Here is a 25,242-nt window from a genome sequence, read left to right on the forward strand (position 1 = left end):
TTCGACATTAAGGAAGAAGGAAGGGATTATTGATGGGTACAAAAAAACCAAAGCTTGTCGTGATCGGCAGCTTGAATATGGATATTGTGGTAGAGACCAGCGCTTACCCGCAGGTAGGCGAGACCATTACAGGACAACGCGTTCGCTTTATTCCTGGCGGTAAGGGGGCAAACCAGGCGGTGGCCGGGGCGCGTCTTGGCGCGCATACGGTAATGATTGGCGCGGTCGGGGACGATGCGTTTGGCGAAGAGCTGCTAGGCAGCCTTCAGAAGGACGGAGTAGATATTGCCGGCGTAAAACGCGTAGAAGGAACGGCTTCCGGGATCGCATCGATCTACGTCGCGGAAGGAGACAACAGCATCGTTGTAGTTCCGGGTGCAAACGGTCTGGTCGAGCCGGCGGATATTGACCGCTGCGAGGACAAGCTGAAGGAAGCGGATATCGTGCTGCTGCAGCTGGAGATTCCGGTGGAGACGGTTCTGTATGCAGCCCGCAAAGCCAAGTCGCTGGGCAAGCTTGTTGTGCTTAATCCAGCGCCGGCGCAGCAGCTGCCGGAGGAGCTGTTCGGGCTTGTGGATTACTTCACGCCGAACCGGTCGGAGCTTAGCGGTTATGCAGGCATCAGCGCTGAAGGCGATTTGTTGGAGCCCGCGATTCGCCGGATGATGGAGCTTGGAGCGGCTCATGTCGTGACGACGCTTGGCGCAAGCGGCTCGGCTTATCTCGATGAGGAAGGCCGGCTTGTACAGGTCGCCGGCTACAGGATGCCGGTTGTGGATACGACCGGAGCGGGCGACTGCTACAATGCCTCGCTCGCGGTAGCGTTGGCCTCCGGCCGGGCGCTTCGCGAGGCGGTTGATTTTGCTTCAATGGCATCCGCACTGGCGGTAACCAAATTTGGAGCGCAGACCGGCATGCCTACCGAGGAAGAAGTGGCGCGGTTCGCGAAGGAGCAAGGGAAGTAAATCGCCCGGCAAGGGATATGGCGGCATTATTGAGGAATAATACCTGTGATGCCATCTCAAAGAGGAGCTGCTTCACAGGTATGAAAAGATTTGTATTAGGTGCGGCGGTCACGGCGCTGTTATGCGGGTTTGCCGCTCCCGAAGCAACCAAGGACAGAGCCTATTACGAAAGCCGCGGCGAGATCATCTGGGAGGTTCCGGGCGAGAGCAAGCGGATCGCGCTGACGTTTGATGACGGGCCATACCCGGAGACAACGGAGCCGATTCTGGATCTGCTCAAGGAGTATCATGCCAAGGCGACGTTCTTTGTTGTCGGCACCCGGGTGGAGGCCTTCCCGGATACGATCAAGCGGGAGATTGCGGAAGGACATGAGGTTGCGAATCATACGTTCCACCATTATTTTCTGCAGAAGAAAAACAACGAGACGGTGCAAAACGAGATTGTCCGGACTGAGCAGGCGTTAGAGCATGTAACCGGCAAGAAGCCCTTATTGTTCCGCCCGCCGGGCGGCTTTTATAACGAGCAGATGATTGCGATTGCGAAGAAATACGGCTATACCACCGTTCTATGGTCCTGGCACCAGGATACGAATGACTGGCGCAGCCCCGGCGTGCAAAAGATTGTGAACAAGGTGCTGAACAACGCCCGTAACGGGGATATCATTCTGCTCCATGATTATGTGCCGCATTCGATGCAGACGGTAGAAGCGCTGCGGCTGATCCTTCCGGAGCTCCAGCGGAGGGGTTACGAGATGGTTACGGTCACGGATCTGATTCATAATCGGGACGGCGTTCTGAATCCATATTAAGGAAGGGTAACCGGGAAGGGAAAGGGGAGGCTGATGTCGAACCTTTCTCTTATTCGAACGTTTCCGCTTTGGTGGAATAGTTTGAAGGGTGTGCCATACAATATTGTAAGCGCTATCAATGTGTTGGGATGCCAAATACACTTGAAAAGGTGGTATTGCGATGGGAACTCGTCTTTGGTGGGAACAGGCGGTCAGACAGCGTTTTCCGCATATTCGATATGTCACCATTCGCAGCTGTGGACATCATAAGGCGACGATCTATGCATGGGACGAACAGCTTCATTTGTCCGAAGAGGATTCGGTAAAGCTTCACCGTTATGCATCGGAATGGATGTCGCCGGATATTTGCGTATCGGTGAAGCCATACAATGAAGCGGCTGCGGATCAGGTATCCTGCCAGTCGCCCGATGAGGAGCTCACAAAGACAGCGCTAAGGGGCAGGCTGGACCAGTCCGCCGTGTTCGCGGTGCTGAACAATCTGTTTGCCGGCGTTGTTGTCTCCTTCAACCGGTATGACGTGCGTACAGGAACGGTCCATTTGGCCGCATACAGCCACTCCCCCTTCACGGATACGGCCAAGAGCAAAATCCGCCACTATGCCGAGGAACTGATGCCGGTTGGTTCAACGGTTAATGTCACGTACTACGGCTAATTTTCGCGACAAGCACAGGATCAACGAATGCCGGTCAGGATTGCCGAGCCGGACCAGTCGCTGGTCCTTTTTTTTGTCGCCTGCGCCTTCCATATCCTGTATAATCGTTGTACAAGCTAGGTGATGGGAATCCGGACAAAAGGAGATTTGAGTGCGGGATGAGACTGAGAAAATGGCGGAGTATCAAATACGCGGCAACCGCGGCATATCTGGTGATAATTGTTCTGGGCGTAACGGGGAATATTCCGAGCCGGTTATCGACAACTTTGGTTGTGGTCTTGTTAGGCATTGTCCTGTTCGTTCAAAGCTATGAAGACGCGAAGCGGGGAAGAACGGGCAGCATGCTGTTTGCCGCAATCGGCGGCATTATATGTATCTCGGCGTTGACGCTGATTCTGATATTGACGGAGTTTAGCTAGGTGATATAGAGCAAGCAATTAAGCAGAACTAAAAAGCCTTAACGATGCGCGGCATCGTTAAGGCTTTTTAGTTCTGCGGCATCGTTATGGCGGTGGCGAAAGTAGCAGATTGGGGAGAAAAGCGTGCGAGTAGGGAGCTTAACGACCTGCCGTATCGTTAAGGCGGTTAATAGTAGGTGGGCTGAGGTCTTAGCGATGTGCGGCATCGTTAAGGCGGTGGCGAAAAGCAGATGGGGGAGAAAAGCGTGCGAATGGGAGAGCTTAGCGATCTGCGGTATCTTTAGGGCGGTTAAATAGTAGGTGGACGGAGGCCTTAGCGCTGTGTGGCATCGTTAACGGTCCATAGGCATACCGATAAATGATTGAAAACCGTGTAACGGCGCGAGTTTCACCAGGGCTACAACAAACGAAAAAATTTAGGTCTTTACTTGTATACAAGAATACAAGTAAAGTAAAGATAAGAGACAAACGTGGAAGGAGGAACGCAGATGACTTTAATACCGCCTCTGCAGCCGCAGAAGCAGCGCAAGACGCTGGGCGATCAGATCTATGAATCGATCCGCGAGAGCATCGTTTCGTTCCGGCTGCCGCCGGGTACGATGATTTACGAGAATGAGCTGGCCGATACGATGAACGTGAGCCGCACGCCGGTACGGGAAGCGATCCGGCTGCTCGTCAGCGAACAGCTGCTGGAGGTTCTTCCGCAGCGGGGCACGCGTATTGCGCTGATATCGGAGCGCAAGGTGAGCGAGGCCCGTTTTATCCGGGAGCAGCTGGAGCTTGGGGCTTTCCGTCTTGCCGCTGCCAAATGGGGAGAACGCGACCGTTCCGCTGAAAGCGCTTCGCTGGAAGCACTGCTGGTGCAGCAACGCGCTGCGGCGGAAGCAAAAGATATCGCGCTGTTCATGCAGCTGGATGAAGCTTTTCACCGCGCTATTCTGGAGATTGCGGACAATGACACGCTGCTGCAGATGATCTATTACATGCGTGCTCATCTTAACCGTGCCAGATACCTGGCTATCGATCAGTTTGGTCACATGGACCGTGTCGTGGAAGAGCACCGGTTATTATACGAAGCCGTCCGCAGCGGCAATGAACAGCTGGCCGCAGAGCGGCTGGCGCAGCATATCCGCAAGCTGGATCAGGAGCTTCCGCAGCTTCGGGAAGCGCATCCGGATTATTTTCAGACTTAAACGACATTTCCTTGGGAGAGGACGACTATCATGAGAATGACTTTTCGTTGGTTTGGGGAAGGCAATGACTCGGTGACGCTGCAGCAGATCAAGCAAATTCCGGGCGTAGAAGGTCTCGTATGGGCGCTGCATGACGTACCGGCTGGCGAAGAATGGCCGATGGACAAAATCATGGCGTACAAGAATCTGGCTGACGAGCACGGCTTCCATCTGGAAGTTGTTGAAAGCGTAAACGTACACGATGACATCAAGCTTGGCTTGCCTACCCGCGACCAATATATCGAGAACTACAAGCGTACGATTAAGAAGCTGGCGACGGTTGGCGTTAAGGTGATCTGCTACAACTTCATGCCAATCTTCGACTGGATGCGGACGGACCTGTTCAAAGAGATGGAAGACGGTTCTACCGCGCTGTTCTTCGACAAAGCCAAGATCCAAAGCATGAGCGCGGAAGAGCTGGTCAACAATATCGCGGGTAACTCCTCCTACTCGATGCCGGGCTGGGAGCCTGAGCGCCTGAAGCGCCTTGCGCCGCTGTTCGAAGCGTATAAGGACGTGACGGAGGAGGATCTCTTTAACAACCTGCAGTATTTCCTCGAGCAGATTATTCCGGTGTGCGAAAAGCATGACATCAAGATGGCGATTCACCCGGATGACCCTCCTTACTCGGTGTTTGGCTTGCCGCGGATCGTAACGAACCGCGATAACCTGGCGAGATTGCTGAAGCTGGTCGACAGTCCGTATAACGGTCTGACGCTTTGCAGCGGATCGCTTGGCGCAAACCCGGACAACGATATTCCGGCTCTGGTGCGGGAGTTTGCGGACCGGATTCCTTTTGCCCATATCCGTAACGTGCGCGTGTATGAGAATGGCGATTTCATCGAGACTTCCCATAAGTCGAGCGACGGCACCGTGGATATCGCTGAGGTTGTGCGGGCTTACCATGACAGCGGGTTTACGGGTTATGCGCGTCCTGACCACGGCCGCCATATTTGGGATGAACAATGCCGTCCGGGCTACGGTTTGTACGACCGAGCGCTTGGCATCATGTATCTGTGGGGCGTATGGGACGGACTCGAGAGAATTCGAAAGGGGAATGTATAACATGGTACCGGTTCACGAGCAATTAGCGGGTAAAGTTGCGGTTATTACGGGAGGAAGCGGCGTGCTTTGCGCGGAGATGGCAAGAGAGCTCGGCCGTCAAGGCGTTAAGGTAGCAATTCTCAACCGAACGGCCGAAAAAGGCGAGGCGGTAGCGCGCGAAATCCGCGAAGCGGGCGGAGTGGCTATTGCGGTTGCCTGCAACGTGGTAGATGCGGAGAGCGTGAAGGAAGCAAGCGCGGTTGTGCTGGAGCAGCTCGGCAGCTGCGATATTCTGATCAACGGCGCCGGCGGCAACCATCCGGACGGCATTACGACGAAAGAAACGTTTAACCCGGATGATCTGGACAATCCTGAAATCACGACCTTCTTCGATCTGAAAAAAGAAGGCTTTGGCTTCGTATTCGACCTGAATCTTCTCGGAACCCTTATTCCGACGCAGGTATTTGCGAAGCAGATGATCAATAAGCCAGGCGCTACGGTGATTAACATGTCGTCGATGAGCGCGCCAAGTCCCATGACGAAGGTGCCTGCGTACAGCGCAGCGAAAGCGGCGATCAACAACTTTACGCAATGGCTGGCCGTTCATATGGCGGATGTGGGTATCCGCGTAAATGCGATTGCGCCGGGCTTTTTCCTGACGGAGCAGAACCGCAAGCTTCTTACGAACGAAGACGGTTCCTTGACGGATCGCTCGAACAAAATCATTACCCACACGCCGATGCGCCGTTTCGGCAAGCCGGAAGATCTGCTTGGCACCCTTGTATGGCTGGCGGATGACAGCGTGTCCGGCTTCGTAACGGGCATCACCGTTCCGGTCGACGGCGGCTTTATGGCTTACTCGGGCGTGTAGCCGAATTGAATTTCAGTCTTCGGTTACTCGAATTTATAATTTCTATTGTGGTAATATAAGGTGCAGCTTAGTTAGCTAAAATTGGAAGGAGTGGCGATTGTGAAATACCGGAGACTCGGAAGTACGGAGCTTGACGTATCTGTTATTGGCATTGGAACATGGCAGTTCGGAGGAGAATGGGGGCGCGAGTACACGCAGGGCGAAGCCGATGCGATTCTCGACAGGGGGCATGAGCTGGGCATCAACCTGATTGATACCGCGGAATGCTACGGCGACCATCTCTCGGAATCTCTAATTGGCGACTATATCAGCCGCCGCAATCGCGAGGACTGGATTATCGCAACGAAGTTCGGCCATCACTTCCATGAGCGGTTCACGCGCACGGATTCTTTTGACCCGGCGGGTGTAATCGAACAGCTGGATGCATCCTTAAAGGCGTTAAAAGTGGACTACATTGATCTTTATCAGTTCCATTCCGGGCCTGATCAGGTCTTTGATAACGATGAGTTGTGGACGGCGCTGGACAAGCAGGTGCAGGCGGGCAAAATCCGCTTCCTCGGCACTTCGATTGGCAGCAACGCGAATATTCATCAGACGGAAGCCTCCACGAAAGTGGGCTCCCGCGCGATCCAAGTCGTGTATAACCGTCTGGACCGCGTGCCGGAGGAGCAGGTATTCCCGTCCTGCCAGCGCCAGGACCTTGGCGTGCTTGCACGGGTGCCGCTCGCGAGCGGCTACCTCAGCGGCAAATACAAGCCGGGCGCGGTATTCGGCAGCACGGATGTGCGCCATCGTCATGATGCGGAGAGCACGCTGGAGAAGCTGAAGGAAGTCGAGCGCATTCAGCGCGAGGAAGTGCCGCAAGGCGTCGATATGGCAAGCTGGGCATTGGCATGGTGCCTTAAGCATCCGGCCGTTACGGCGGTTATCCCCGGCTGCAAGGATCCGGAGCAGGTAGCATCCAATGCGCTTGCCGCGCAGCTTGTCAGCGAGCCGCATCCGCAGGACGTGAGGATTTCGAAGGAATAGCGTTGTTTGAATAGGGCCGGCCCTTTTTAGTGAATGGGCGGGCTCTATTTTATATTGGCGGAAGGCGGATGAGCAGTTGTGGTTAGAGGGTGGATAGTGGCAGCTTTGTTGGCGCTAGTGTTTGTCATGGCAGGCTGCAGCCAGAAAGAAGAGCCGGATAAAGCGCCAGTTCCGGACTATACGCCGTTCCTGGCGGAACAGTCAGGGGAGCTGAAGGTTATCGTGCTGGCGAAGGAGAAGGTGCGGGAAGAAACGCGGGCCGTGAATGATATGGTCGCGGCAATGGCAGGCCGCTTCATGCCGGTCATCTATGATGTGCAGACAGAGGAAGGGAAGCAGGCGGCAGAGCAGCTAGGCGCAGGTGCAGGCGCAGGCGCTGAAAGCTACCCTATGTACTATTTGTTCGATCATCAGCAGCTATTGACGCAGGGCCATGACTTGCCGCAGATCGCGCAAGCCGCTATGGACTATACGGATAGGCTGTCGATTGGCGGGACGGGCGATTAACGCAGAGTGTTAACTGGTGCGCTAACGGTTGTATGAGGTAACTGTAAGCACCAAAAGCGACTAACAGAGCTCCAACTGGAGCGCTCGCGGTTGTTCGAGGTAACTGTAAGCTCCAAAAGCGTCTAACAGCCGCCGGATTGCGAGAAAAATAGTGCTGTAAGCGCCAAAGGAGTCTAACAGAGCTCCAATTGGAGCGCTCGCGCTTGTTCGATTTACATCAAAAGGCAGTAAGCAGCCTTACAACAGCCTTACAACAGCCAGGCAGCTAGTGACTGGCTCGCCAAGCCAACCAGCAAGCCAAAATGGACCTAACCCGGCCACACTCGGGGAGGATTCCGCGGGAGTGAAGGGAGCTAGGTCCTGCGATAGGTTAGAGGTTAGAAGAAAAAGAACGAGCGGAAGCCGCGTTTTTTGCGTTTGCCGTCGGATTCGGAGGAATCAGCGGCTTTGTCGGCTGCCTGCTGTAACGGACTGCGAAGCGCTTCGATATCGGCGGCCAGCTCGGTCAGCGACTTGCGGAGCTCCTCCAATTCCTTGCGGTGATGGAGCAGCTGGACGGTAACGACTTCATCGGCCTTCTGGGACAGGGCAGCTTCTATCGCATTAAGACGTTCGAGCATCGGATCAGGTTCGTCAATTATGGAGGATGAAGGACGGATAGGGGCAGAAGGGACGGTTGCTTGCGAAGCTTCCTGCAATTTGACAGCCGGGCTATCCGGCGAAGGTGTGACAGGGCGGGCGCTAACGCCGCCGGCAACCTCAGTCGCTGCAGCAGCATGCTGAAGGCCAGCCGTAATCTCGGCCGATGCCTTGGACCCAGCCTCGCCGGTTACCGCGGTGCCGCCGGCCGCATGAACATTGCCCGCGCTGTCTACGACAAGAGCACCGGCACGACCGGCCGCACCGTTGTTGACCTTGGCACCGCTTGCGCCAGCCGCATGAACATTCCCCGCGCTATCCACGACGAGGGCGCCAGCACCGCCGCCTCTGCCAATACCGGAAGTCCCTTCAGAGGCTGCGCCTGCAACAGCCGCATGAACGTTACCGGCCGCATCGACAACCAGCTTATTGGAATCATCGGTTTTTGCTGCTGGCCGATCCGCCTGGGATTGGTCAACGGCGCCTGCAGTTCCCATTACCTCAGCGGCAACGGCCGCCAATGTTTCTTCCTCTGCGAGCGACAGAAGCCTGATATCGTACAGAGCTGTTCCCGAATCGAGTTGTCCCTTGATTTTCCGAAGCTTCTCCATCGCCGAGGCATCAAAGATATAATGTCCAAACATATCCTTCCGGAAAGAAGCCGGGAAGGTGGACACCCACCGCCTGACGGTTGTTTCGCTGACGACCAGCTGCTGGGCCGCCTCTTTTGTTTTGAGCAACGTCATTTCATCACCTCATTCATTGTCTCTTACGACACTTATTCGTCCTCGCAAGCCATCTCCCTTCCCGCCTGACAAAGGTAGTGGTATATCGCTAAAAGAAGTGCTCATCCGATTCAATTCGCCCGCCGCCGCAATTTTCGGGAAAAACGAACATTATTAATGCGGTTAATCCTATAGTTCGTGAATAGACGACAAAATCCGCAGAAAAAGGTTGACACAGCTACCTGCCTCCTTTAACCTTATGAAGGTTAATTGAACAGAATGCTTCACAAACACATTCGTATATCCTCATCAATATGGCGTGAGGGTCTCTACAAGGAGCCAAAAATCCTAACTACGAATAAGGGATACGTGTACCGTCTTCCCTTCATTCGCGGCGCGGGATTTTTTTGTTTTCCCAAATTTACTAATTCGCTGCGGTCGAGGAGACAATAGGTACCAACACCCGGACATTATCGACAACCTGGAGGGAACGAATCAATGGATCGCCTGTTTAAATTGAAGGAGCGGGGCACGACGGTAACGACGGAGCTGCTTGCGGGAATAACGACTTTTCTGACGATGGTCTACATCGTCATCGTAAATCCCGGCGTGCTAAGCGAAGCGGGAATGGACTTTCATGGCGTCTTTATCGCCACGGTTCTCGCAAGCATTGTAGCCACGCTCATTATGGGACTGTTCTCGAACTACCCGATTGCACTCGCACCAGGCATGGGGCTTAACGCGTACTTTGCTTTTTCCGTAGTAGGGGGAGAAGGGGTATCTTGGCAGACTGCGCTTGGCGCCGTATTTGTCGCGGGGGTTATCTTTGTATTGTTGTCGCTCACGAGCTTCCGCTATATGCTGCTTGATGCGATCCCGTCAAGCCTGAAGCACGCCATTACGGCGGGTATTGGCTTATTTATTACGTTTATCGGTCTGCAAAACGCAAAAATCGTCGTCGCTTCGCCGGCAACGCTTATTACGATGGGAGATTTGTCGCAGCCGATGACGCTGCTTACCATAGTTGGTCTTGTTATTTCGCTTGTTCTGATGGCTTACCGGGTCAAAGGCTTTCTCTTCATCGGGATGATCATTACGGCCATTATCGCGGTTATCTCCGGCGAGATGCATATGCCGGAGAAATGGGCCGCGCTGCCTACGGGCCTTGATGCGACAGCATTCCAGCTTGATATTGGCGGCGTGTTCGAAAACGGTCTTTATGCCGTTATTTTCACCTTTCTGCTTATTACGCTGTTTGACACCACCGGCACAATGCTTGGTGTTGCGGAGCAGGCGGGCCTGCTTAAGGATAATAAATTCCCTCGTTCGCGCGGTGCCTTGCTTGCCGATGCGATTGGCACCACAACGGGCGCGTTGCTCGGAACTAGTCCTACATCCGCTTATATCGAATCAAGCTCCGGGGTAGCCGTAGGCGGCAGAACAGGCCTGACGGCAATCGTGGTCAGCGTGCTGCTGGCGCTGACGCTCTTTTTCTCCCCGACGGTATCGGTTCTGGCGGGTATTCCGGCCATTACGGCTCCTGCGCTTATTATCGTAGGCTTCCTGATGATGAACGTCCTGCGCAAAATCGAATGGGGAGACATTGAAGAAGCCTTCCCGGCCTTCCTGATCGTTGTACTTATGCCTCTTACTTACAGCATTGCAACGGGGATTGGCATTGGGTTTATCGTTTACCCGGTTCTGAAGCTGATCCGCGGCAAGGGCAAGGACGTTCATCCGATTTTCTATGTGTTCGCGGTGTTGTTCTTTATCCAAATCGGGTTCTTCAGCCATTAAGACGTAACTGCCTAGAAGAGCACCAATCCTATTCCTTATACGTACAATAACCCATGGCATGATCATGGGAGGGGTAGGCGAATGCTTCAGATTTCGGGCAGTGACGCCGGGCAGATCAACCCGTTTGCGTTAACACCGGTGGAGCGGGAAGTGCTGCAAGGCAAGCAAAATAGTCCGATTGTGTACCGGTATGATTCGATGAATGAGCTTCGTTTCGAGCTGCGGCTGCGGGACCGCATTGTGAATGCGGCAAGAATGATGCAGGACAGCCGGGTAGATTTCGCGGTATTCCGGGAATCCAGATGTAATCCGCGTTATTGGACGCGAACCGACAACGGCGGCTTTCAGATGAATCCCGGCGTGAATCCGTCGGATGCGATAAATGATATATTTTTGAACGGTGAGCTGTACGGCTTCGAATGCGCAACGGCGATCGTTATCGTGCTGTATAAAGCGGTGCTGGATACCATCGGGGAGCAGATGTTCAATCAGCTGTTCAATCCTCTGTATTTGCGCGACTGGAATCATGACAGCGATCTGTGGTTCATTACGACACATAACAAGAGCGAATCGTATCCGGGCGACGTGATGTATTTCCGCAACCCGGACTTCGACCGGGATACGCCGGAGTGGCAGGGGGAGAATGTCGTGAAGCTGTCGGAGGATCTCTTCTTCGGCCATGGCATCGGCATTGAGGCAGGGCGGGAGATCGTTACCGCACTGAACAAAATGCGTCAGCCATTCAGCACGGAATCGGCTTATCTCGACGATCTGGTCGTTCATCCGAACTTCAAGCATCTGCTTGCGATAACGTCGCGTGGCTACCGCTATTCAATAGCTTAATCTTTTTACGGCTCCTCCTACGGCAGACAGGTAAGAAATAAACCTGTAGCCAGTAGGAGGAGTTTTTTATTTAGTGAGAGTCGGGTTTATTAAATATTATTAATCATTGCAACATTGATATAGAGCTTAGCTGTGGCTATAATCGGTTGTAATATTACTTACTATCCGGATGGTAAGTAATATTACATTTATTTGAAATCTTTGAGGGGCATATGTGAAAATAGGCTCCCTGACAGCTCAGAATTCACTTGGAGGATGGTAAAAGATGGCTCGAATTTTATTTAGCACCACGCCGGTTCACGGCCATGTGAGCGCGAATTTGCTGCTTGCCAAGAAGTTGGTTGAACGAGGCCACGAAGTGATGTGGTACACAGGAAGACGGTTCAAGGAAACCGTTGAAGCCATTGGTGCAAAGCATGTAGCAATGAGTGTCGATTACGATGATCGGAAGCTGGAAGAGGAATTCCCCGAGCGCCGCAATCATGAAGGCTTGGACAAGCTCAAATTTGACTTCAAGCATATTTTTATGGCACCAACTCCTGTTTATTATGAGGAAGTATCGCGCACGCTGGAGACGTTCCCCGCGGACATTATCATTTGCGATCCTACCTGTTTATATATTTTGCCTATGATAAATTCCGGTGAATTTAAAGGCTTGAAGTTTGCTGTTACCGGTTTTACCGGATTGTCGGTGTCCAGCGTCGATGCACCGCCGTTTGGCCCTGGGATTCCCGTCACCCCCGGCGTGGATGAACGCGCTCGAAATATTGAATTAAACTCTCAATTCCAAAACGTCATCTTTGCTGACATGCAAGAGCATTTTGGCAAGCTGCTCGCCGATCACAATCTGGCCCAAGTGGATAACTATCTCATGGATGCATCAGCGCTGCTATGCGATCTTTACCTTCAATTTACGATTCCGTCCTTTGAATATCCGCGTTCTGATCTGCCAAAAAGCGTTCGATTCGTAGGTCCCATGTTATCCAAGAACCAGAGTGCGAGCATGCCAAAGCTTCCGGACTGGTGGGAGGAGCTGGACGGCGATCGCCCAGTCATCCACGTAACCCAAGGAACGATAGATAACAGTGATTTTAATCGGCTTGTCGTGCCTGCGATTCAGGCGCTTGCCCAAGAGGATGTCCTTGTTGTCGCTTCGTTAGGGGGACGATCGGAATCCGAACTTTCAATCGAGCTTCCCGCCAATGTGCGGGTAGCGGAATTCCTGCCGTACGAACAATTCCTTCCGAAGGTGGATATGATGATCACGAACGGTGGATATGGCGGCGTACAATACGCGCTGTCACACGGCATACCGCTGATCGTGGCGGGCGACACGGAAGATAAGCCGGAGGTCGGCCAACGTGTAGCCTGGTCCGGCACAGGCATTAACCTGTTGACGGGTACACCGTCAAGCGAACAAATCCATCAGGCGGTTCAGGAAATACTCTCGAATGATAAGTACCTTACCCGCGCACAAGCCCTTCAGGCGGAGTTCGCGAATTATGACGGACCGGTCAATGCAGCTCAGTTAGTGGAGCAGCTTATTGAAAAGGGTAACTTTTAATGATAGAAACCAAGTAAAGCTGACTTAGGGCTATTAGGCTGCCGCAAGATCATCTTGTGGCAGATTTTTTTAAGAGATAAAAAGAGGTCTTTTTTACAATCAAACGCTTAGGGTTCAATATGGAGAGCTTACACACATCTGTGTTATAAGCATGAGGAGGTCCATCATGAAAGGAATCATTTTAGCGGGGGGGACGGGATCTCGCTTATATCCGCTTACGAAAGTAACAAATAAGCATCTGCTTCCGGTGGGCCAATATCCGATGATCTTCCATGCTATATATAAATTGAAGGAAGCGGATATTCAAGATATTCTTATCGTCACAGGAAAGGAACACATGGGGGATGTAGTTTCTCTATTGGGCAGCGGTGGGGATTTCGGCGTGTCTCTTACGTACAAAGTGCAGGACAGCGCCGGCGGAATCGCGCAAGCGCTTGGCTTGGCGGAAACGTTCGTCAATGGCAGCCAGATGGTGGTCGTCCTCGGAGATAATGTGTTTGAGGATAGCATTGCGCCTTACGTCCGGAGCTTCCGCTTGAAGGGGAGCGGAGCCAAGGTCCTGATCCAGAAAGTCCAGGACCCGCAGCGGTATGGAGTGCCGGAGCTCGCCAATGGCAAAATCCTATCCATAGAAGAAAAGCCAGCTGCTCCGAAGAGCCGGTATGCCGTTACGGGCATCTATATGTACGACAGCAAAGTGTTCGACATCATTAACGGATTGACGCCCTCCGAACGCGGCGAGCTGGAAATCACGGATGTTAACAACGCTTATATCCGTAGAAATGAATTAACGTACGATGTGCTTCAAGGCTGGTGGACGGACGCCGGCACGTATACCTCGTTAAGCAAAGCAAATGAGCTTGCTAAGGATGTTCGGTTCGAAGTCCTCCAGAGTCGGTAATCATCTTCTTAAGAGACGGTTAATGCCGTACATGATATCCGGAATGAAATCCTTCTGCATGGCACGATTGTACTGCAGCGCTCCCTCGAAGGTAGATAAAATCGTGATTGCCAAGGCGCGTGTGTTAACGGCAGGGTCATCTATGCCTTCGGCAACAATTTCATCAATGGTCGAAAGCTCAAGCTCGACAATTTCTTGAAGCTTTTGCTTCATCGATTCGGGCAGCATGCAATAATCGGCTTTTAAGGAAGTCGTCAAGCTGATATCGTTTTTTTCAAAATGCCGGGTTAGATCGATGAAGCAGTCGTAGAGCTTCTCTTCCGCTGGCTTTGATGATTGTTGAAGAACAGACCTATAGTTTAATAAAGCTTGGTACAGTCGATCCAATACGGCGAGACCGAGATCTTCCTTCTTCTCGAAGTGATAGTGAATACTCGCTTTTGTTACGCTAAAATGCTTTGAGATTTCCTCATAGGAAAAGGTCGAGTAACCTTTTTTCCGTATGAGTGAAGAGGCCAGTTCAATAATTTGTGTTTTTCTATTTTCCATGTAGAGATTATTACGTACAAGCTGTCCAGAGTCAAGGACTTACAAAAGGTTGCCATGGATTACAAATCCGGCTACTAAGCCTCGGGATTACGTCGAGCGCATGTTCTTGCGGAAAAGCTGAGGCGCTTCGCCGGTGATCTTCTTGAACAGCCTCGAAAAATAAAACACATCGCCGTAGCCTAGCGCCGCCGCGATTTCTTTGACCGTCTGCTCGGTGTTGAGCAGGCGGTTTTTCGCTTCGGCCATCTTTAGCCGGTGTACGTATTCATGAAGGGCGAAGCCGGTATATTCGCTGACCGTCCGCCGGAGCGTAGACAACGCCCAATGATGGCGTTCGGCAAAGGCCGCCGCATCAAACGGCTCATGCAGGTTAGCGGACAAAGCCTCGAGCAGTTCAGCAAGCCGGGCCGTCTTCCCTTGCACAGCGGGGGACGATTGACAGCTCTGGATCCAATCATAGAGGAGCGACTCGAGCAGCAGCGAAGCGCGGTCAGCGTTAGCCGGCGTACCGCTTTCCATCAGCGCAAAAATCCGGTCAATCCGGTTCTGCGAGGAGGCATCCTCTCCTGGATGCATAACCGCATGGGGCTGAATCGGCCAATGCGCAAGCCATTCCCGCGATCTTGTTCCTTCTACGGTGAAGTAGTATTCATCCCAATGACCAGCCGGGTCTGGTCCGTAATCATAGTGGACGCCGGGCTCAAAGAAGAAGAGGCTGCCGGCCGTTACCCGCTGCGCTTCGCCGTGGTTCACCCGGTAGGAGCCCTCGCCCCCGGCGATATAGACAATCGCCAAATGGGTAAAAACAGCCCCTTGCCGGTAATGCGTCCGCCCGGGCAGATAGCCCGCCGTCCGAATCACAAGAGAGCGAACGGACAGCTTGGCGGGATCCAGCGTTAAATCGACAATACGTAGGGGCTTTGGACTGATCATATAATCCATGAATTGAGCCATGCTGTTCATTCCTCTCTTCTTACTCTCATGATAAATTGAACTTAGAGTTGGTTGCAACTGATTATAGGAAACATGGAGGAGATGCAGGCAATGGCGAAGTTAAAGGTTGGGATTATTGGAGCAGGGTCAATATCGGGTTCACATCTGCATGCGTATTCGGTTCATCCTGAGGTGGAGCTTACGGCTATTGCCGATTTGAACGGGGAGCGCGCGCAGGAGAAGGCCGCTTCTTACGGCATCCCTCATGTTTACGATAACTATAAAGAATTGTTGGCAAATCCGGAGATTGAGGCCGTGAGCATCTGCACCTGGAATAACAGTCATGCCGAGATCGCGGTTGCGGCCCTGGATGCCGGGAAGCATGTGCTGTGCGAGAAGCCGCTTGCCCAGACCGTTGAGCAGGCGCTTGCCGTGCAGGAGGCAGTGGAGCGTTCCGGTAAAATGCTGCTGGTCGGCTTTGTCCGCCGTTATGCCGATCAGGCGCAATTAGTGAAGCAGTATGCGGAGAGCGGCCAGCTCGGCGAGATCTATTATGCCAAAGCATCCGCTATCCGCCGGCTTGGCAATCCGGGCGGGTGGTTCTCGGATGCCTCGCGTTCGGGCGGCGGACCGCTGATCGATGTCGGGGTACATATGATTGATTTATGCTGGTATCTGATGGGCAAGCCAAAGCCGGTCTCCGTGAGCGGGAATGCGTACCGGAAGCTCGGCAACCGGTCGCATATTGAAGGCTTAAGCTTTTATAAAGCGGCGGATTATGATGCTTCCCTAAATGATGTCGAGGATATGGCCAACGCTCTGATCCGCTTCGAGAACGGAGCTTCGCTGTACGTGGATATCAGCTATACGCTGCATGCCGCGCAGAACGAGATGAGCAGCAAAATTTACGGAACCAAAGGCGGAGCGGAGCTTGATCCGAAGCTTAAGATCGTAACCGAGCAGTTCAACAAAATCGTGAATATCGAGCCGCAGCTGGATCATCTGGACTTCCAGTTCCAGGACAGCTTTAATAAGGAGATTGCGCATTTTGTGGATTGCTGCTTCGGAAAAGCCGAGCCAATCAGCCCGGTAGAGGATGGCGTTGAGCTGATGCGGATGCTCCGGGCTGTCTATGAATCGGCGGAGCTGGGAACTGAGGTTGTATTAAATAAAGAGGCTGCGGCCCCGGCAGCCGCTGCGGCGCGGGAGGGCGTATAATTCATGACGGATCTGGTGAGAACAAAGGTGAATAATCCGATTGGCGTTATTGTCGAGAGCTTTGGAGTAGGCTTGCATGAAGGACTGAAGAAGGCCGTTGAGGTCGGAGCGGAAGGCGTGCAGATCTATGCAGTGAGCGGGGAGACGGATCCTGCCAACCTGTCCGCATCGGCGCGCCGTGAGCTGAAGGACCGCATCGAGTCGCTCGGTCTCACCATCTCTGCTTTGTGCGGCGATCTTGGCGGGCATGGCTTCCAGGATGCGGCGGCTAATCCGGCGAAGATCGAGAAGTCCAAGCGTATTCTGGAGCTGGCGCTTGATTTGGGGACAAATATCGTTACGACGCATATCGGTATTGTACCGGATGATACGGAGTCGGCGATTTACGCCGCGATGCAGTCTTCCTGCGAGGAATTAAGCAGCCATGCGAGCAGCATGGGAGCGTATTTTGCCATTGAGACGGGGCCTGAGCCTGCTGCAAGATTGAAGTCGTTCCTGGATTCATTAACGACCAACGGAGTGTCGGTGAACTTTGACCCGGCGAATATGGTTATGGTTACGGGCGATGATCCGGTGCAAGGCGTCTACCTGCTAAAGGACTATATCGTTCATACCCACGCGAAGGATGGATTGAAGCTGGCGGCGGAGATTGATCCTCGCGTCGTGTACGGCTACCTGGGCTTTGCGGGGATGAGCCATGAGGCGATTGCCGATATGGCAAGCGAAGGCGCTTTATTCCGCGAGGTTCCGCTTGGGGAAGGCAGCGTTCCGTTTGACCGTTACTTGAAGGCGCTGCAGGATATCGGGTTCAATGGCTATTTGACGATCGAGCGTGAGGTTGGGCAACGTCCGGAGGAGGATATCCGCAAAGCGGTGGAATTCCTTCGTGCCTTCCGATAGGCTTCAGCGGCCCGTAAATGGCAGATACCGGTGAAAACCGTTGCAAAATGTTAATATTTAAGCGGTATATGCTACCCTTTTCTCCGTTAAGATAGAAGTAATAGGCGTGAAGGGGGGAGTTGCAGATGAACGTTCCTGCTGGAGTTTGGATTTTTGCTGCCATCATCGTTGTTTTGCTCACCTGGATGACCCTTTGGGTCACAAAGAAGGCATATTCGAAAAAATGGGACGACTCCGACGTATAGTCGGACCGTAACGAAATAGATAAGAGCTGCCTAATTGAACAACGCTCCTTGACTGTGCAAGAACGGAGCGTTGTTCAGCGGGCAGCTCTTTTTCGTGCTGTCTGGTGGAGGGAGAGCTTAACGATGCGGCGCATCGTTAAGGAGGCGAGAATGCGTGTTGGGAATGAGTTTAACGATGCGGGACATCGTATAGGTGGGTTGAAATGTGCGAGAGTGGTCGGAAAGTAGTTGTATGAAGGAGCTTAGCGATGCCGCGCATCGTTAAGGAGGAGAGAAAGCGTGTTGGGAGAGGGCTTAACGATGCGGGACATCGTATAGGTGGATTGAAATGGGCGAAAGTAGGCGATCAGTTCGACAGCCATTGACATATAAAAACGGGCAGCCCTTAAGCCAATGGCTTAGAAGGGGCTGCCCGTTTGCTTAGCGCGTTAAGCAGGGAACTCGAGTAGAGCAGGGTCGATGGCAGGCACGAGGCCTTCGTCTGCCGCTCGGTTGAGCAGTGTCGAGATCGCGGCATAACCGCTGCTGCCAAGGTTGCCGGTGAAGTCGTTCACGTACAGGTTGATGTGCTGCTGCGCGACGGACGGGTCCATTTCCTGCGCATGCTGCATCACATATTCCTTCGAAGCTTCGGGATGCTTCCAGGCATACTCGACGGATTGCTCGATCCAGCTGGAGATGGCAGCAAGGTCCAGCGAACGGCGGGCAATAATGGCGCCGAGCGGAATCGGCAGTCCCGTATCGGACTCCCACCAGCTGCCAAGGTCAACCAGCATGGATAAGTCGTAGTTCTGGTAAGTGAAGCGGGCTTCGTGGATAACAAGTCCCGCATCAATCTTGCCGTCCCGCACGGCAGGCATAATCTCATGGAACGGCATAACGACAATTTCGCCTACGCCGCCGGGAACGTTTTGCGCTGCCCATAGACGGAACAGCAGATAAGCGGTTGAGCGCTCGCTAGGAACGGCGACTCGTTTGCCGCTCAGGTAGGACGCGTCGCTCAGCTTCTCTTTCGTAAGAACAAGGGGGCCGCAGCCCCGGCCAAGCGCGCCGCCGCAAGGCAGAAGAGCATAATCCTTCAATACCCATGGAAGAGCAGCGTAGGAGATTTTGAGCACATCAAGATCACTGTCGCCGTTTGCCGCCAGATTGTTCGTAATGTCGATATCGGCATACATCACATCAAATTCCGGAGCACCGGGAATGAGGCCATGCGTCAGGGCATGGAAGACAAACGTGTCGTTTGGACACGGGGAAAAAGCGATTTTCATCGTATAACCTCCCGTAATACGGAGCTTGCAGCTTCGAGAGACTGCAGAGCATCCTTAATCCGCCATGCGCTGCGGTCACGCGGACCAACCGGATTCGAGATCGCGCGCAGCTCCAGCACCGGCAGACCCGCGCGGCGGGCAGCAGCGGCAACGCCAAAGCCCTCCATCGCTTCCGCGGCCGCGCCAGGCACCCGCTCGGTTAGTCCGGAAGCGGTCTCGGCCGATCCAGTCACCGTAGATAACGTAAGGACAGGGCCAAGGGCAGCCTGCAGTTCGGCAGCTTGAAGCGCCGAAGCCAGTCGCTCGGCCAGCTCCGCATCAACATCGATATGAGCGGAGCCAAAGCCAAGCTTGTCCACGCTGCGGAAGCCCTCCGGCGTTTCGGCGCCAAGATCGGCGGCAATGATCGCACTCGAGACAACAAGCGAGCCAACCTCGGCGCGCTCCTTGAATCCGCCGGCAATACCCGCCGATATAACAAGGCGATAAGCGCCGGGACCAGCCAGTGCGAGAACCGTCGCCGTGCTGACGGCTGCTTCCACCGGACCTACGCCGGCTTCCATCACCTCGAAGCGCTCGTCACCGCCCAGACCGCGAAGGACGGCATCCCGTTCGACCGCAACGGCGGTCATGACGAGTATTTTTCCATTTTCGCTCATGCTGCAAACTCCTTTGATAGGAATGAAACGCGCCGCGCCGCCAAAGGACGGCAAAGCCGCGTTTCTTTACCTCTGAAGTAATTATAGACCTCTTGCGAGGGGATTGTCATTTTTTCCGAACCTCAAAAAACTCGCATTCCTGCCTGGTGTAGTAGACGAGGTCGCTTACGCTGGACTGGATCACGACGATACTGTCGTCGAATCGGATCACCGTGCCGCCGTTGTTCACAATATAATCATCCTTAAACACGCGTACCGGATATTTTCGCTTTACGGCCTCTTCGAAGTCCGGATCGGTCATCAGCTTACGGTTGATAGCCAATATTCTCATCTCTCCTTTCATTTGTAGTGAATCGTTAAAAACAGTTTAGGCTTATTTCCGGCGGTTGTCCATGCGGAGCGAAAAGCTTGGTTTATGCGGGATGAGAGGGTACAATATAAAGAACATGGCATAGAAGCAGGAGGATATGATTGATGACCATACATAATGACAAATTGACGGTATTCATCGGTTCGTACGCGGAGGCGCCGACAAGCGGCGTATACCGTTATGAATTTGACACGACAGAAGGGATGCTGACGCTGAAGGATCAGGCATCGGGCCTGAAAAATCCAACGTTCCTGAATGTCGATGCGGCTAACGGCAGACTGTATGCGATTGCCGAAGGCGCGGATGCGGAAGGGGCGAAGGTGGGGGACGCGGTTGCTTTCTCGATCGAAGGCAACGGGCTCTCGCAATTGAACCGGGAGCTGGCTATTACAGCACCATCCTGCCATATCCAGCGCGATCCGGACAGTGAATTTGTACTGCTGTGCAGCTATCATGGCGGCCGTATCAGCCTTGTTTCGCTGACGGACAATGGCGAGATCGGCGAAATTCTCGACATTCAGCAGCATGAAGGAAGCGGCCCTCATCCGAACCAAAAATCGCCGCATCCGCATAGCACGAATTTCAGCCCGGACGGCAACTATATTTTTGTGCCGGATCTCGGAACCGACCGGATCGTTGCCTACACGCTGGACAAAGAAAACCGCAAGCTGGTCCGCCATGGCGAAACCGTGGTACAACCGGGCGCTGGCCCGCGCCATATGAAGTTCCATCCGAACGGACAATTCGCTTTTGTAATTAACGAGCTGGATTCGACTATTATCTCCTTCCGATACGATGCGGAAAAAGGTGCGCTTGAAGCGGTGCAAACCGTATCGACGCTGCCGGAAGGCTTCGCGGAAGCAAACGGTACGGCAGAAATCGCGATCTCCGAAGACGGCCGTTTCCTGTATGGTTCGAACCGCGGTCATGACAGTCTGGTTGTCTTTGGCGTGGACGCGCAAAGCGGCCGGTTGACGCTGGTCGGTCACGTGTCGACGGAAGGGAAGCATCCGCGGAATTTTGCGCTGGTACCGGGCGGTCAATACGTAATCGCGGCGAACAAGGATACAAATAACGTAACGGTATTTCGAATTAACGAGTCCGGCATGCCGGAGTTTACGGGACATTCGGTCGAGATTTCCCAGCCGGTGTGCGTCATTCCGGTTCAGCTCTAATCTGATAATGGCCAGGGGGAGTGTGCGTGAGGCAGATTCCGGAGCATTTGCGTCAGACGATCCGATCCGTTCATGGTGAACAAGGTGAGGCATGGCTGGCCGGATTTGATAAGCTTCTAAGCGATTGCGAGGACAAATGGGGGATGACGGCGGAACTGCCGTCTCCTTTTACTTTGTCGTTTAACTTTGTGGCTCCGGTTGTGCGGAGGGACGGGACGGCGGCTGTGTTGAAGCTTGTTGTACCCGGCCGGGAGTTCCGCACGGAGCTGGCTGCGCTGCGGTTGTACGATGGCCGCGGCTCGGTGCGGGTGCTGGCCGCGGACGAGGAGCAAGGCGCGCTGCTTATCGAGCGCGCCAAGCCGGGTTTGACGCTGGCGGAGTCGGGACTTAGCGACGACGACGCGACGCTAGCGGCCGCCGAGGTCATGCGGCGGCTGGTTGTTCCCGCGCCGGACGGGGGAGAATTCCCGTCCGTAGCGGACTGGGCCGCGGGCTTCGCCCGGCTGCGCCAGCGGCATGGCGGCGGCACGGGGCCGCTGCCGGAGCGCGTGGTCAGCCGCGCGGAGGAGATGTTCCGCCGCCTGCTCGAAGAGGGCGGCAGCGGGTTGTATCTGCTCCATGGTGACCTGCACCATGGGAATATTTTGTCTTCGGGAGATGGCGAGCCGGGATGGCTGGCCATTGACCCGAAGGGTGTGGTTGGGGAGGCGGAATACGGAACGATTCCGCTGCTCTTGAACCAGCTGCCGCCGAAGGGGCAGCGGGAAGTGATCCGGCGCCGCGCCCTTCTATTATGCGGCGCGCTTGGTCTGGACCACGCCAGGCTATTGGCGTGGGGGTTCGCCCATGCGGTGCTGTCTACCGCATGGTGCGACGAGGACGGCGTCGGCGATATCCCCGCCTCGCTGGAGAAAGCCGGCTGGTTCGAGGAGCTGCTGGACGAATTGTCCTAGCCTGTAACTAGCTCAATAAGCCGGAAAAACCGTGTTGCAGCGGTTAACCGGCCAGTCCAACTGGTGCGCCTAGCGCAATAAGAGGAAAAAACCGTGTTACAGAGAGCTGAGCGTGCGCAGTTGGGCTAGAGCAGCTCAATAGAACGGAAAAACCTTATTACAGTGGGTAACCAGAATAGCCAAGCAACGCTTCTAGCTCCGAAGTCCGCAAACTACACTCCGTAAGCCGCCATCTTGGCGGCCTTTTTTCCGCTTAATCAAAATTCCGCGAAGAAACAGTTGACATTTCCATTCCTATACAGTAATTTATTGATAAATAAATAAAAGAGGTTGCCTATGACGCCAAGAGAAAAAGACTTCCACGCTGTAACGAACCGGAAAGAACAGATTTTAGATGCAGCTGCCTCGCTGTTTGCGAATAACGGGTATTACAAGACAACTACAGGCATGGTTGCTGCCGAGGTGGGGGTAACGCAGCCCTACGTATTCCACTTCTTTAAGACGAAGGAAGTATTGTACCTGGCCGTACTGGAGAGAGCACAGAAAAGATTGATGCATGCCTTCTCCACGGTAGAAGCCCCGCCGGAGTTTCTTCACCATCAGATGGGGAATGCCTTCAACGAGCTGATGGCCCACTATCGGGATGAAACGCTGTTATGCATGCAGTCGTACACGACACCGGAGCCGAATGTCCGGGAGATCGTGAGACAGAGATTCGCCGAGGTTCATCAAGTCATTACAGAACGTTTCGAGCGTGCGGGGATGCCGAATCCGAGCCAGCAAGCCTCCACCTTTATTGCCTGCGGGATGGTTATCACGATGTCCGAAATCCTCGAGCTTCCCGTTCTTGGAGATTTGGGACACCTGGGGCACATGGAAAAGTAACAGGCAGCGAGGTCTGCCTGATAAGAATCCGTATAGCTATGCGGATTTTTTAACGGGGATTCATTTATTGATCGATAAATAACCGAAGTATAGAGGAGGAGCAAACATGCATAAGATCCACGACCCCGTGCAGCCTATTTTTTTGAACAAGTATTTATTAATCAATAAATAAAAAACCAAAATAAGGAGAGATTTGAACATGTTATCTACCGCTGCTCGTGTTCGGTTGCTTGTGGTTACTTGTATTGCTCTATTTATGGCGATGCTCGACAATCTGGTCATTGGGGTGGCTCTGCCCTCCATCCAGGAGGATTTTCATGCCGGAATGTCCGATCTGCAATGGTTCCTCAATGCATACACTTTAGCGTTTGCGGTGCTGCTCATTCCGTTTAGCGCGCTTGGCGACCGTTTTGGCCGCAAAAAAATGTTTCTGTTCGGCATTGTCCTGTTCACTCTGGGCTCACTAGCTTCCGCTCTCAGCACCAGCTCCATCGAGCTGTCGCTGTCGCGGGCATTGCAGGGGATAGGCAGTGCGGCCATTATTCCGCTCAGCTTAACGCTTGTGAACGCGGCCTTCCCTCCTGAGAAGCGTGCCGCAGCTATCGGACTATGGTCCGGCATTTCCGGGCTGGGACTGTCGATCGGACCTTTGGTCGGCGGAATTATCGTCAACGGCGCTCCGTGGGAAATGGTATTCTGGATTAACGTGCCGATTGGTATCCTCGCGGTTATCCTTGGCGCCATGTGGCTGACGGAGTCGAAGGGAGAGCGCAAGCCTCTGGATCTGCCGGGTATTGTGCTCCTGGGGGCCTCATTGTTTGGCATCGTGTTTGGATTAATGCGCGGCAACTCGGAAGGCTGGGATGCTTCCAGCGTCTGGGGAGCCATTGCAGGCGGCGTAGTCCTGCTGCTGGCATTCTATTTCTGGGAGCGAAGCCGGAAGCAGCCTTTCGTCCAATTCGCCTACTTCCGCAACCGGACTTACAGTGCTTACTTGTCGGCGGGATTTTGGATGAATGCCGGAATCTTTGGCGCGATCTTTCTGCTGACCTTGTTCCTGCAGCAAGCCCAGGGCTATTCTGCTCTTGGGGCAGGGGTAAGGGAGATGGCATGGACCGTCTGCACGATGATCTGCGCGCCGCTTGCTGGACTATTGGTTGGCCGTTACGGCTCGAAAAGGATTTTGCTCTTTGGCTTGTTCCTGCAGACGGCGGCCATGATCTTTATCGCCTGCCTTATTATCGGTAAAGGCGCGATCTTCCCGTTTGGCTATATCGTACCGGCGATGGTCGCGGCAGGCGCGGGCATGGGCTTCAGCTTCACCCCATTGTCCCACGGCATTCTGACCTCCGTTCCGGAGCATGCGGCTGGTGAAGCAAGCGGTCTGAGCAATGCTTCGCGCGAGCTTGGCGGCGTATTTGGGGTAGCTATCAGCGGCCTTGTCTTCGAAAGCGGCGGCGCCATCACTTCACCGGAGGTCTTTGGCGATCATCTCGTTCCTGCCTTGTTTGTTCTCGCTGCCATGCTCGCCATGGGCTTCCTGTCGGTCGCATTAATGATTCGGGGAAAACGGACGGCGTCAGCCGCAAAGGATGCTCCTGCTGCCGGGTCGCGAGTCGAGACGAGCAATTAATATTATATTTACATTTATAATAGAAGAAAGAGAAAAACCCAGCCCGTTCTCTCAGAGATCCGGCTGGGTTTTTGCGTGCTGTGAATGAAGGATAGTCTTGAATTCATCCAGTGCAACCGTCAAGTAATGGCTCATTAACAGCCAACTGGTACAGAGGTACGCCACGAGGTGGGAAAGTTTTCACACGAAAAAAGGAAAGCGGTTACAATTTGTTGCGCTTAACGGTCCTTGCGGACTACGGGACTCGTGATTCGGAAGTATAGGCAGCCAAGCCAATTGTCCATCGTCCTACCGCTGGACTAGCCTATTTTACAATTGGTTTATGGGGAAAGCGGGGATTGAGCCATAATGAGGTCATTTTCGAGGTAAATGCTCGGAATTAATCGTCAATTATGCATGTTGCCAGGGAAAATGCTCAATGCATGCACTCCCGTTTCAGTCCGTTATGGCCATT

At 53.7% G+C, this 25,242-nt stretch carries 25 protein-coding genes and 1 riboswitch; of the genes, 19 read left to right on the forward strand and 6 right to left on the reverse strand.

Annotation, left to right across the window (positions count from 1 at the left end; translation table 11 throughout):
• The first annotated feature begins 32 nt into the window (after positions 1–32).
• The 9 genes from rbsK (at position 33) to M3194_RS23335 (ending at position 7,528) form a co-directional block, all read left to right on the forward strand.
• Positions 33–965 (forward strand): ribokinase, encoded by a 933-nt coding sequence (gene rbsK, locus M3194_RS23295; RefSeq protein WP_251656486.1) that lies wholly within the window; start codon positions 33–35, stop codon positions 963–965.
• Positions 966–1,045: 80 nt separating this feature from the next.
• On the forward strand, positions 1,046–1,774 hold the full coding sequence (locus M3194_RS23300; protein WP_251656487.1) for a polysaccharide deacetylase family protein: 729 nt from the start codon (positions 1,046–1,048) through the stop codon (positions 1,772–1,774).
• Positions 1,775–1,934: 160 nt separating this feature from the next.
• Positions 1,935–2,426: a hypothetical protein gene (locus tag M3194_RS23305; RefSeq protein ID WP_251656488.1), complete on the forward strand. Its 492-nt coding sequence runs from the start codon at positions 1,935–1,937 to the stop codon at positions 2,424–2,426.
• A gap of 158 nt (positions 2,427–2,584) precedes the next feature.
• Positions 2,585–2,845, forward strand: coding sequence for a hypothetical protein (locus M3194_RS23310; RefSeq protein ID WP_251656489.1), 261 nt, complete (start codon positions 2,585–2,587; stop codon positions 2,843–2,845).
• A gap of 488 nt (positions 2,846–3,333) precedes the next feature.
• On the forward strand, positions 3,334–4,038 hold the full coding sequence (locus M3194_RS23315) for a GntR family transcriptional regulator (protein WP_251656490.1): 705 nt from the start codon (positions 3,334–3,336) through the stop codon (positions 4,036–4,038).
• A gap of 30 nt (positions 4,039–4,068) precedes the next feature.
• Positions 4,069–5,142, forward strand: a complete 1,074-nt coding sequence (gene uxuA, locus M3194_RS23320) for a mannonate dehydratase (protein ID WP_251656491.1) — start codon at positions 4,069–4,071, stop codon at positions 5,140–5,142.
• Between the two features lies 1 nt (position 5,143).
• Positions 5,144–5,992 (forward strand): SDR family oxidoreductase, encoded by an 849-nt coding sequence (locus M3194_RS23325; RefSeq protein WP_251656492.1) that lies wholly within the window; start codon positions 5,144–5,146, stop codon positions 5,990–5,992.
• Between the two features lie 99 nt (positions 5,993–6,091).
• The gene (locus tag M3194_RS23330) at positions 6,092–7,021 is read left to right on the forward strand and encodes an aldo/keto reductase (protein ID WP_251656493.1); all 930 of its coding nucleotides are present in this window, start codon (positions 6,092–6,094) and stop codon (positions 7,019–7,021) included.
• Between the two features lie 96 nt (positions 7,022–7,117).
• Complete coding sequence (locus M3194_RS23335) at positions 7,118–7,528, forward strand: hypothetical protein (RefSeq protein WP_251656494.1); 411 nt, start codon at positions 7,118–7,120, stop codon at positions 7,526–7,528.
• A gap of 377 nt (positions 7,529–7,905) precedes the next feature.
• Here the strand turns inward: M3194_RS23335 and M3194_RS31510 are convergent, their stop codons facing one another.
• A complete protein-coding gene (locus M3194_RS31510) occupies positions 7,906–8,913 on the reverse strand; it encodes a MerR family transcriptional regulator (RefSeq protein ID WP_311291792.1) in 1,008 nt (335 codons plus the stop codon).
• A gap of 255 nt (positions 8,914–9,168) precedes the next feature.
• A riboswitch (purine riboswitch) is annotated at positions 9,169–9,267 on the forward strand.
• A gap of 123 nt (positions 9,268–9,390) precedes the next feature.
• Here M3194_RS31510 and M3194_RS23350 point away from each other — a divergent pair.
• From M3194_RS23350 to M3194_RS23365, 4 genes are all read left to right on the forward strand, one after another.
• The gene (locus M3194_RS23350) at positions 9,391–10,689 is read left to right on the forward strand and encodes an NCS2 family permease (protein WP_251656495.1); all 1,299 of its coding nucleotides are present in this window, start codon (positions 9,391–9,393) and stop codon (positions 10,687–10,689) included.
• An 81-nt stretch (positions 10,690–10,770) separates the two neighbouring features.
• Positions 10,771–11,532 carry a protein-glutamine gamma-glutamyltransferase gene (locus M3194_RS23355; RefSeq protein WP_251656496.1) on the forward strand — a complete coding sequence of 254 codons (762 nt, stop codon included), beginning with the start codon at positions 10,771–10,773 and terminating at the stop codon, positions 11,530–11,532.
• A 265-nt stretch (positions 11,533–11,797) separates the two neighbouring features.
• Positions 11,798–13,096, forward strand: a complete 1,299-nt coding sequence (locus tag M3194_RS23360) for a glycosyltransferase (RefSeq protein WP_251656497.1) — start codon at positions 11,798–11,800, stop codon at positions 13,094–13,096.
• 166 nt (positions 13,097–13,262) lie between these two features.
• The gene (locus M3194_RS23365; RefSeq protein ID WP_251656498.1) at positions 13,263–13,997 is read left to right on the forward strand and encodes a sugar phosphate nucleotidyltransferase; all 735 of its coding nucleotides are present in this window, start codon (positions 13,263–13,265) and stop codon (positions 13,995–13,997) included.
• On the opposite strand, the gene M3194_RS23370 is transcribed toward M3194_RS23365, so the two are convergent.
• Both M3194_RS23370 and M3194_RS23375 read right to left on the reverse strand, forming a co-directional pair.
• Positions 13,998–14,546 carry a TetR/AcrR family transcriptional regulator gene (locus M3194_RS23370; RefSeq protein ID WP_251656499.1) on the reverse strand — a complete coding sequence of 183 codons (549 nt, stop codon included), beginning with the start codon at positions 14,544–14,546 and terminating at the stop codon, positions 13,998–14,000. It lies immediately after the preceding gene.
• A gap of 87 nt (positions 14,547–14,633) precedes the next feature.
• The gene (locus M3194_RS23375; RefSeq protein WP_251656500.1) at positions 14,634–15,500 is read right to left on the reverse strand and encodes a helix-turn-helix domain-containing protein; all 867 of its coding nucleotides are present in this window, start codon (positions 15,498–15,500) and stop codon (positions 14,634–14,636) included.
• A 90-nt stretch (positions 15,501–15,590) separates the two neighbouring features.
• On the opposite strand from M3194_RS23375, the gene M3194_RS23380 reads away from it, so the two are divergent.
• Together M3194_RS23380 and M3194_RS23385 are read left to right on the forward strand one after the other, a co-directional pair.
• Positions 15,591–16,697 (forward strand): Gfo/Idh/MocA family protein, encoded by a 1,107-nt coding sequence (locus M3194_RS23380; RefSeq protein ID WP_251656501.1) that lies wholly within the window; start codon positions 15,591–15,593, stop codon positions 16,695–16,697.
• A 3-nt stretch (positions 16,698–16,700) separates the two neighbouring features.
• Positions 16,701–17,597: a sugar phosphate isomerase/epimerase family protein gene (locus M3194_RS23385; protein WP_251656502.1), complete on the forward strand. Its 897-nt coding sequence runs from the start codon at positions 16,701–16,703 to the stop codon at positions 17,595–17,597.
• Positions 17,598–18,270: 673 nt separating this feature from the next.
• Here the strand turns inward: M3194_RS23385 and M3194_RS23390 are convergent.
• The 3 genes from M3194_RS23390 to M3194_RS23400 all read right to left on the reverse strand — a co-directional run bounded on the left by M3194_RS23390 (position 18,271) and on the right by M3194_RS23400 (position 20,094).
• Complete coding sequence (locus tag M3194_RS23390; RefSeq protein ID WP_251656503.1) at positions 18,271–19,113, reverse strand: 1,4-dihydroxy-6-naphthoate synthase; 843 nt, start codon at positions 19,111–19,113, stop codon at positions 18,271–18,273.
• Entirely contained in the window at positions 19,110–19,772 is a 663-nt protein-coding gene (locus M3194_RS23395; RefSeq protein WP_251656504.1) for a futalosine hydrolase, read from the reverse strand. The genes M3194_RS23390 and M3194_RS23395 overlap by 4 nt, the downstream gene beginning before the upstream one ends.
• Positions 19,773–19,878: 106 nt before the next feature.
• Positions 19,879–20,094, reverse strand: a complete 216-nt coding sequence (locus M3194_RS23400; protein ID WP_251656505.1) for a hypothetical protein — start codon at positions 20,092–20,094, stop codon at positions 19,879–19,881.
• A gap of 152 nt (positions 20,095–20,246) precedes the next feature.
• Between M3194_RS23400 and M3194_RS23405 the strand changes: the two genes are divergently transcribed.
• The 4 genes from M3194_RS23405 (at position 20,247) to M3194_RS23420 (ending at position 24,788) form a co-directional block, all read left to right on the forward strand.
• Positions 20,247–21,317, forward strand: a complete 1,071-nt coding sequence (locus M3194_RS23405) for a lactonase family protein (RefSeq protein WP_251656506.1) — start codon at positions 20,247–20,249, stop codon at positions 21,315–21,317.
• Between the two features lie 26 nt (positions 21,318–21,343).
• Entirely contained in the window at positions 21,344–22,270 is a 927-nt protein-coding gene (locus M3194_RS23410) for an aminoglycoside phosphotransferase family protein (protein ID WP_251656507.1), read from the forward strand.
• A gap of 336 nt (positions 22,271–22,606) precedes the next feature.
• Positions 22,607–23,155, forward strand: coding sequence for a TetR/AcrR family transcriptional regulator (locus tag M3194_RS23415; RefSeq protein ID WP_251656508.1), 549 nt, complete (start codon positions 22,607–22,609; stop codon positions 23,153–23,155).
• A gap of 199 nt (positions 23,156–23,354) precedes the next feature.
• Entirely contained in the window at positions 23,355–24,788 is a 1,434-nt protein-coding gene (locus M3194_RS23420) for an MFS transporter (protein ID WP_251656509.1), read from the forward strand.
• Positions 24,789–25,242 lie beyond the last annotated feature (454 nt).

It is taken from the genome of Paenibacillus glycanilyticus (assembly GCF_023715145.1).
GTDB classification, from domain to species: Bacteria; Bacillota; Bacilli; order Paenibacillales; family Paenibacillaceae; genus Pristimantibacillus; species Pristimantibacillus glycanilyticus_A.

What these genes read in the sequence shown, in the direction of transcription:
- M3194_RS23385 (WP_251656502.1), top strand. Translation starts at nt 16,701, where the DNA reads ATGACGGATCTGGTGAGAACAAAGGTGAATAATCCGATTGGCGTTATT.
- M3194_RS23420 (WP_251656509.1), top strand. Translation starts at nt 23,355, where the DNA reads ATGTTATCTACCGCTGCTCGTGTTCGGTTGCTTGTGGTTACTTGTATT.
- M3194_RS23305 (WP_251656488.1), top strand. Translation starts at nt 1,935, where the DNA reads ATGGGAACTCGTCTTTGGTGGGAACAGGCGGTCAGACAGCGTTTTCCG.
- M3194_RS23355 (WP_251656496.1), top strand. Translation starts at nt 10,771, where the DNA reads ATGCTTCAGATTTCGGGCAGTGACGCCGGGCAGATCAACCCGTTTGCG.
- M3194_RS23315 (WP_251656490.1), top strand. Translation starts at nt 3,334, where the DNA reads ATGACTTTAATACCGCCTCTGCAGCCGCAGAAGCAGCGCAAGACGCTG.
- M3194_RS23415 (WP_251656508.1), top strand. Translation starts at nt 22,607, where the DNA reads ATGACGCCAAGAGAAAAAGACTTCCACGCTGTAACGAACCGGAAAGAA.
- M3194_RS23365 (WP_251656498.1), top strand. Translation starts at nt 13,263, where the DNA reads ATGAAAGGAATCATTTTAGCGGGGGGGACGGGATCTCGCTTATATCCG.
- M3194_RS23390 (WP_251656503.1), bottom strand. Translation starts at nt 19,113, where the DNA reads ATGAAAATCGCTTTTTCCCCGTGTCCAAACGACACGTTTGTCTTCCAT.
- M3194_RS23310 (WP_251656489.1), top strand. Translation starts at nt 2,585, where the DNA reads ATGAGACTGAGAAAATGGCGGAGTATCAAATACGCGGCAACCGCGGCA.
- M3194_RS23380 (WP_251656501.1), top strand. Translation starts at nt 15,591, where the DNA reads ATGGCGAAGTTAAAGGTTGGGATTATTGGAGCAGGGTCAATATCGGGT.
- M3194_RS23300 (WP_251656487.1), top strand. Translation starts at nt 1,046, where the DNA reads ATGAAAAGATTTGTATTAGGTGCGGCGGTCACGGCGCTGTTATGCGGG.
- M3194_RS23325 (WP_251656492.1), top strand. Translation starts at nt 5,144, where the DNA reads ATGGTACCGGTTCACGAGCAATTAGCGGGTAAAGTTGCGGTTATTACG.
- rbsK (WP_251656486.1), top strand. Translation starts at nt 33, where the DNA reads ATGGGTACAAAAAAACCAAAGCTTGTCGTGATCGGCAGCTTGAATATG.
- M3194_RS23360 (WP_251656497.1), top strand. Translation starts at nt 11,798, where the DNA reads ATGGCTCGAATTTTATTTAGCACCACGCCGGTTCACGGCCATGTGAGC.
- M3194_RS23350 (WP_251656495.1), top strand. Translation starts at nt 9,391, where the DNA reads ATGGATCGCCTGTTTAAATTGAAGGAGCGGGGCACGACGGTAACGACG.
- M3194_RS23405 (WP_251656506.1), top strand. Translation starts at nt 20,247, where the DNA reads ATGACCATACATAATGACAAATTGACGGTATTCATCGGTTCGTACGCG.
- uxuA (WP_251656491.1), top strand. Translation starts at nt 4,069, where the DNA reads ATGAGAATGACTTTTCGTTGGTTTGGGGAAGGCAATGACTCGGTGACG.
- M3194_RS23395 (WP_251656504.1), bottom strand. Translation starts at nt 19,772, where the DNA reads ATGAGCGAAAATGGAAAAATACTCGTCATGACCGCCGTTGCGGTCGAA.
- M3194_RS23370 (WP_251656499.1), bottom strand. Translation starts at nt 14,546, where the DNA reads ATGGAAAATAGAAAAACACAAATTATTGAACTGGCCTCTTCACTCATA.
- M3194_RS31510 (WP_311291792.1), bottom strand. Translation starts at nt 8,913, where the DNA reads ATGACGTTGCTCAAAACAAAAGAGGCGGCCCAGCAGCTGGTCGTCAGC.
- M3194_RS23375 (WP_251656500.1), bottom strand. Translation starts at nt 15,500, where the DNA reads ATGGCTCAATTCATGGATTATATGATCAGTCCAAAGCCCCTACGTATT.